Source organism: Amycolatopsis sp. SID8362 (genome assembly GCF_010550475.1).
GTDB lineage: Bacteria > Actinomycetota > Actinomycetes > Mycobacteriales > Pseudonocardiaceae > Amycolatopsis > Amycolatopsis eburnea.
Genome location: NZ_JAAGNB010001667.1, coordinates 1 through 6,901 on the forward strand (window position 1 = coordinate 1; position 6,901 = coordinate 6,901).

Sequence of the window (6,901 nt, forward strand, 5' to 3'; positions counted from 1 at the left end):
GCCCGCGCTGGCTGCCGCAGGTCGTGACCTTGGTGCCGGCCGCCTCGCGGCGGGCCGTCTGGGGTCGAGGGGCCGTCGCCGTCGGTCGCGACGTTGGCGCTGGCGGCCTCCCGCCCGGCCGCCCGCTGGGTCGGGACAGCGGCCTGATCTCCGCCCGTGCGGACTTGCGCCCGCCGTAGTCGATCGCACCGGCACCGGTGACCTGGCCACGGCCGACCCGCCCGCCGCGGTGAGACCCATCCCACCTGACGGGAATGTTCCGGCCAGGCCTTACGCTGAACAGATGGTGGACGACTACTCCGAACTGGGCTTCGAGACCCGCGCGATCCACGCGGGACAGAAGCCCGACCCCCGCACCGGCGCGGTGATCGTGCCGATCTACCAGACCTCGACCTACGCGCAGGACGGCGTGGGCGGGACCCGCGAGGGCGACTACGAGTACTCGCGCACCGCGAACCCGACCCGTTCGGCGCTGGAGGAGGCGCTGGCCTCGCTGGAAGGCGGCCGGCACGCGCTGGCCTTCGCGTCCGGCATGGCCGCGTCCGACGTGGTGCTGCGCAGTACCCTGCGCCCCGGTGACCACCTCGTGCTCGGCAACGACGCGTACGGCGGCACGTTCCGGCTGATCGACAAGGTGCTCAGCCTCTGGGGCGTCGAGCACACCGTCGCGAACCTGGCCGACCTCGACGAGGTGCGCGCGGCGATCCGCCCCGAGACCAAGCTCATCTGGTGCGAGTCGCCCACCAACCCGATGCTCGGGATCGCCGACATCGCGGGCCTGGCCGGGGTCGCGCACGACGCCGGCGCCCGCCTGGTCGTCGACAACACCTTCGCGACGCCGTACCTGCAGAACCCGCTCTCGCTGGGCGCGGACATCGTCCTGCACTCGACGACGAAGTACCTCGGCGGGCACTCCGACGTGGTCGGCGGCGCGATCATCACGAACGAGGACGAGTTGCGCGAGCAATTCTTCTTCCTCCGCAACTCCGCCGGCGCGGTGCCCGGCCCGTTCGACGCCTGGCTGACGCTGCGCGGCATCAAGACGCTGGCCCTGCGCATGGAGCGGCACAGCGACAACGCCGAGCGCATCGTGCAGGCGCTGGTCAACCACCCGAAGGTGGCCAAGGTCTACTACCCGGGCCTGCCGGAGCACCCGGGCCACGAGATCGCGGCGAAGCAGATGCGTCGCTTCGGCGGCATGGTCTCGTTCAGCCACGTGGACGGCGAGCAGGCGGCGCTGGAAGTCGCTTCGCGCACGAAGCTGTTCATCCTCGCGGAGTCGCTCGGCGGCATCGAGTCGCTGATCGAGCACCCGGGCAAGATGACGCACGCGAGCACGGCGGGCTCGACCCTGCAGGTCCCGGCCGACCTCCTGCGCCTCTCGGTCGGCATCGAAGACGGCCGCGACCTGGTCGCCGACCTGCTGGCGGCGCTGGACTGAGCGGTCAGTTCAGCTCTTCGGCGAGCCCGACGACGATCCCTTCGGGACCGCGGACGTAGCACAGCCGGAAGATGCCCCCGTACGGCTCGATCTCGCCCACGAGCTCGGCGCCGTGCGGGCGCAGGCGGTCGAGGACGTCGTCGAGGTTCTCGTCGAGCGCGAACATGACGCGGCGGTAGCCCAGCGTGTTCGACGGCGCGTTCTTCGGCTCGGGGACGACGGCCTTGGGCTGGAGGAACCGCGCCAGCTCGATGCCGCCGTTGCCGTCCGGCATCCGCAGCATCGCGATGTCCTGCTTGACGTCCTCGAGGCCGATCACGCGTTCCGCGAAGCGCCCTTCGAGCGGACCCTTGCCTTCGAGCCGCATGCCGAGTTCGACGAAGAACGCGATGACGGCGTCCAGGTCTTCGACGACGATGAGGACGTTGTCCATCCGCTTGAGCGCCAACGGGGGTTCCTCAGGGGTTGTAGTTGCCGTGCACCACGCCGCCGGCCTGCTGCGTGCCGGTGGCGGGCAGCTTCGCGCCGTCGACGCAGCCGCCGACCAGCTCGACGTGGCTGTCGTGGCGGATGTACTGGGCCGGCGAGCCGCACGAGGCGCTGTCCACCGTGATGTACGCGGCTCCGGTGAGCGCCGCGGCGGAGGCCAGCCCGATCACGAGCGGGACCAGCCCGGTGGACCGGGTGGCGCGAGCCCGTCGAGCGTCGTTCCCCCGTGCCATGAGTTGCTCCCTGTTTACCGCGTGTTGACGCGTCCCAGGGTACCCGGACCGCGGTCCGGTCAACCTGTGGATCTCCTGAGTGGCATAGTCCGGCCCATGGAACTCGTCACCCTCGAGCGTATCCAAGCCGCCCGGGAGCTCCTAAAAGGAGTAACCCGGGTGACACCGATGGAGCATGCACGCGACCTGCGCAAACTCCACGGCGGTCCGGTCCACCTGAAGTGTGAAAACCTGCAGCGCACCGGCTCGTTCAAGATTCGCGGCGCCTACACCCGCATCGCGGGCCTGACGCCGGCCGAACGCGAGCGCGGTGTCGTCGCGGCGAGCGCCGGCAACCACGCGCAGGGCGTCGCGCTGGCGTCGTCGCTGCTCGGCGCCAAGTCCACCGTCTTCATGCCGCTGCGCGCCCCGCTGCCGAAGCTCGCCGCGACCCGTGGGTACGGCGCCGACGTCCACCTCCACGGCGCGCTCCTGGAGGAGACGCTCCGCGCCGCGATCGAGTTCGGTGAGCGGACCGGCGCGGTGTTCATCCACCCCTTCGACCACCCGGACGTCATCGCCGGCCAGGGCACCGTCGGCCTCGAGATCCTCGAGCAGGTGCCGGGCGTGAAGACCATCCTGGTCGCCACCGGCGGCGGCGGGCTGGTCGGCGGGGTCGCCTCGGCGGTCAAGGCGCTGCGCCCGGACGTGCGCGTCGTCGGCGTCCAGGCCGAGGAAGCCGCGGCGTACCCGCCTTCGCTGGCCGCGGGCGCGCCGGTGCGGCTGGGCCAGACCTCGACCATGGCCGACGGGATCGCCGTCGGCGAGCCGGGCCTGGTCAGCTTCGCGCACGTCGAGTCACTGGTCGACGACGTCGTGACGGTGTCCGAGCAGTCCCTGTCCCGCGCGGTGCTGCTCTGCCTGGAACGGCGGAAGCTGGTCGTCGAGCCGGCCGGCGCGGCGCCCGTCGCGGCGCTGCTGCAGCACATCGGCGCCTTCGAGCCGCCGGTCGTCGCGATCCTCTCCGGCGGCAACGTCGACCCCGTCCTGCTCCTGCAGATCATCCAGCACGGCATGACCGCGGGCGGCCGCTACCTGCGGCTCCGGCTGCGCGTCCCGGACCGCCCGGGCTCCCTGGTCGGCGTGCTGTCCTGCGTCAGCGAGCTCGGCGCGAACGTCCTCGACGTCGAGCACTCGCGCATCTCCGGCACCCTCGACCTCGGCGAGGCCGACGTCGAGCTGGCGCTGGAGACCCGCGGGCCCGAGCACTGCAAGGACGTCGAGCGCGCGCTGGCCGACGCGGGTTACACGGTCGTCTGAGGCTGCTCGCCGGTGATCGCCGTGAGCGCGAGGTCCTTCGCGGCTTCCGGCACCTCGGCCGGCGCGGTGAAGCGCCGGGCCCGGATGTGGGCGACCAGGTCCGGGTCCGGTGGCACGCCGTGTTCGCGCAGGTAGTACGCGACCGCGCCGGGCCACGCCCAGACGCCGTCGGTGCGGAAGTTCATCGGCACCGCGTCCTCGCGGTCGGGGGCGAACGCGTCCGGCCCGTTGCTGCGGGACGCCAGGATCACCGGCGCCGCGTCGAGGTAGGCGAGCACCCGCTCGATCTCGGCGGGCAGGAGCGGCTGACGGCGGATGAGCGGGCGCCCGGAGGCGTCGAGGCCGTCGTAGATGCGCGGGGTGCGCACCTCGCCGTCACCCGGTGCCGGCGGCGTCAGCCCGGCCTTTTCCCGCAGCCACCCCGGGACGTGCTCGTCCGCGCGCGGGAAAAACCGCAGCTCGTCCTGGAACCCGATCGGCGGCGGCTGCTGCCGGAACGGCGGTTCGAGGTCCGGCCGCACGAAGTCGACGTCGGGCGCCTGCCCTGGCTCGAACACGAGGATCGCGCCCAGCCAGGTGCCGAAGCCGGGCTGGTACATGCCTGAGCGCAGCACGCCGAGCAGCCGCACGGCTTCCGGCGGCGGCTGCGCCACGTGCGGCCGCCCGTCCGGGCCGGTCACCAGCAGGTCGGCCTCGACGTGCCGCCCCGCGGCGCGGTACTCCACCCGCAGCTGCCGCCACCCCGGCGGGACCGAGGCGGTGAGCGCCGCGCCGATCTGCCGGACGATCTCCTGCTGCTGGTCCGGGCGCAGCGGCCCCGGTGGCTGGGTCATGGTCAGGCTCCTTCGGCGCCTTGGCGCAGCCATTCGGGCGTGCGCCGCTCGGAGCGCGGGTAGCGCCGCAGCTCCTCGGCGAACGCCGCCGCGGGCGGCCGCTCCTGGAAGCCCGGGTCCTCGGTCGAGTTGAACTGCGCTTTGACCGAGTCGGGGAACTTCATTTCGTACTTCAGGCTCACCCACGTGCCCCGGCCGTCGGACAGCGAGGCCGCGCGGTGGCGGCGGAGCAGGTCGAGCACCTGCTCCGGCGGGGTCCACGGGTAGACGGTGCCGGTGATCGAGTGGACGACCGCGCCGGACTCCTCGTGGTCGCCGAGCGCCCGGTACTGCAGCTGGACGTAGTCCCAGCCCGCGGGGAGGGTGAACTTCAGGTAGTCGGCGATGCCCTTCAGCAGCGCGTTGGGCTCGTCGGGGGTCCGCTTTCCGCCGCTTTCCCCCTTGATCCCTTCCCGGTACCAGGCCGGGATCCACTCGTCGTCGCGGGGGAACGCCTCGAAGTCCTGGTCCCAGACCGCGGTCTCGATCGGCGGGTCCCACAGCGGGTCCAGGTCGAAGTTGTAGGAGACGCGGTAGTCGCCGTCCGGCTCGATGACCAGCCGCAGCGACAGCCAGCTGCCGCGCTCGCGCATGTACTTCTTGTTCCGCAGCTCGAACAGCAGCGGGCTGACGTCGGGCGGCGGCTCCATGCGGGCGGCGGCGCCGTCCGGCATCACCACGGCCAGCGCGATCTCCTCGACCGCCACGGTCAGCCTGGCGGTCAGGTCGATCCGCCGCCAGCCTTCGGGAGCGGCGTCCATGAGCCAGCCACCGATCCAGCGGACCACCTGGTCCTCGTCCGCCTCCCGGAGGTCAGGTCCGGGTGGGGGGTACCACGGGGGCTGGGTTCGCGACATTCGGGAAGCTCCTGTAGTTGTACGTGCGGGTGCCGTCGGGGTGGATTCTCTCGGACATCACGTGCAGCCGGTCGGGTGTTTCCCCGGTCGACGGCGCGTCGGCGTAGACGCGCACCGGGCCGTGGTCCCCGCCGTGGCGTTCGAAGGTCTGGCGGTCGATTTCCATCCGCCGCCAGTTGTCCGGGTCCGCGCTCACGCTGTGGTTCTGGTAGTAGTCCTGCGGCACCATGCCGAGGCGCCCCTGCAGCCCGCCCGAGCGGTGGTCGGCGGTGTGCCCGCCGCGGTTGACGGTGCTGGTGCCGTCGTCCGCCTGGCCGATCTTGCCGACCCGGTCCTGGACGTCGGTGTTGACCCGCTTGGTCGCCGGGCTGGTGTAGTCGGGCTCCCACGAGACGGCGGCGTTCCCGTGCTCGTCGGCGTGGTAGTGCATGTCGCCGATCTCGTACTTGGCGCCGCGCACCGGCATGCCGTCGGTGTTGCCGTTGTGCGCGTGCTGGTCGTGCATCGTGTGCTTGTCGCCGGTCTCCGGGTTGATCATGCCGCGGTCGTTGTCGTGCCACGTCTTGATGTGCGTGAACTCCGGCGGGTTGTCACCGCTGGTGTAGAAGGTGCCGTGCCACTGTTCGGTGCCGTCGGGCGCCGTCGAGTAGATCTCGTACCGGCTGTTCGGCTCGAGGTCCTTCGGCGGCGTGGCACCGAAGGGCCCGTCGCCGTTGTGACTCGGGTCGTAGCCGGTGATCCGGCGTTCGACGGGCGGCGGCGTCATCGGCGGGTCGAAGTGGTCGATGTCCAGCTCGGGCCGGCCGTCCACGTCGGTGTGGAACTCGAAGTGGCCCTCGCCGGTGTTGACGCGGTAGTCGACGTCGCCGAGCAGGTGGGAGGCGTCGGGGTTGCCGACCTGGGTGTGGAGGTCGTTCCCGACCCGGGTGTTCGGCACGTCGGCGTCGACGTGCGTGATCCGCGGCGGCGTCTCCCCGTTCGTGTAGACGCGCGTGAACCGCCCGTCCGGATCGGTGATCTCGTAGCGCGTGTTCGGTTCGAGGTGCCGCGGGTTCGCGGGGTCGTAGAACCGCTCGTTGTGCCCGACCGTGACGTCCTCGTGCCGCTTGTATTCGGGTTCCTGCCACCCCTCGTCGATGTCGTGCATGTCCGGGTGGTCCTTGCCCCGCGCGAGCGCGCTGTCGGCGTCGACGTCGTGCGCGTCCCCGTGGTGGCTGTCCGGCGCGAACCCGTCCTCGCCGGCCCGGTTGGTGGAGCCGTCGGGGTGGTGGGTGTTCCATTCGCCGTCGGGTGGGATGCGGGGTCGCATGCGGCCGTCGGGTCCGATTTCGTAGTCGGAGGAGAAGACGCGGCCGTGGGAGTCGGTCCAGGCGGGTCGGGTGGGGGCGAGGACTTCGGTGTCGAGTTCGCGGGAGAGGCGGTGGGCGAAGTCGTTGGAGGAGGCGTCGCAGCCGATGAGGCGGACGGGTCGTCCGTCGTAGTCGGCGTTGCGGCGGAGGACGTCGGCGAATTGTTCGGGGGTGTAGAGGCGGTCGCCGATGCGTGCGTGCCCGTCGGGGGTGACGTGGACGTCGACGGTGTAGCGGCCGTGGGGGTCGGGTTGGACGCGGTGGGGGAGGTCGCCCATGTGGGGGTCGCCGGCGTGGTAGGAGGTGCCGGCGGGGGTGTTTTCGGCGTGTCGGGTGTTGATTTCGTCGGGGGTGAGGGGGT

Annotated in this window: 6 protein-coding genes and 1 pseudogene; 2 read left to right on the forward strand and 5 right to left on the reverse strand. The window is 71.7% G+C overall.

Annotation, left to right across the window (positions count from 1 at the left end):
* Positions 1-283 precede the first annotated feature (283 nt).
* Complete coding sequence (locus tag G3I65_RS51280) at positions 284-1,441, forward strand: cystathionine gamma-synthase (RefSeq protein ID WP_160703219.1); 1,158 nt, start codon at positions 284-286, stop codon at positions 1,439-1,441.
* Positions 1,442-1,445: 4 nt separating this feature from the next.
* On the opposite strand, the gene G3I65_RS51285 is transcribed toward G3I65_RS51280, so the two are convergent.
* Together G3I65_RS51285 and G3I65_RS51290 are read right to left on the reverse strand one after the other, a co-directional pair.
* Positions 1,446-1,889 (reverse strand): VOC family protein, encoded by a 444-nt coding sequence (locus G3I65_RS51285; RefSeq protein WP_160703221.1) that lies wholly within the window; start codon positions 1,887-1,889, stop codon positions 1,446-1,448.
* A 10-nt stretch (positions 1,890-1,899) separates the two neighbouring features.
* Positions 1,900-2,163 (reverse strand): hypothetical protein, encoded by a 264-nt coding sequence (locus tag G3I65_RS51290; RefSeq protein ID WP_160703223.1) that lies wholly within the window; start codon positions 2,161-2,163, stop codon positions 1,900-1,902.
* A 96-nt stretch (positions 2,164-2,259) separates the two neighbouring features.
* On the opposite strand from G3I65_RS51290, the gene ilvA reads away from it, so the two are divergent.
* Positions 2,260-3,462, forward strand: coding sequence for a threonine ammonia-lyase (ilvA, locus tag G3I65_RS51295; RefSeq protein WP_160703225.1), 1,203 nt, complete (start codon positions 2,260-2,262; stop codon positions 3,460-3,462).
* Here the strand turns inward: ilvA and G3I65_RS51300 are convergent.
* From G3I65_RS51300 to G3I65_RS58050, 3 genes and pseudogenes are all read right to left on the reverse strand, one after another.
* Positions 3,447-4,295 (reverse strand): ferredoxin, encoded by an 849-nt coding sequence (locus tag G3I65_RS51300; RefSeq protein WP_160703227.1) that lies wholly within the window; start codon positions 4,293-4,295, stop codon positions 3,447-3,449. The two genes, ilvA and G3I65_RS51300, sit on opposite strands and share 16 nt — an antisense overlap.
* A 2-nt stretch (positions 4,296-4,297) precedes the next feature.
* Positions 4,298-5,122 (reverse strand): hypothetical protein, encoded by an 825-nt coding sequence (locus G3I65_RS51305; RefSeq protein WP_160703229.1) that lies wholly within the window; start codon positions 5,120-5,122, stop codon positions 4,298-4,300.
* 25 nt (positions 5,123-5,147) lie between these two features.
* Positions 5,148-6,901 (reverse strand): annotated as a pseudogene (locus G3I65_RS58050) (hypothetical protein); the annotation flags it as partial.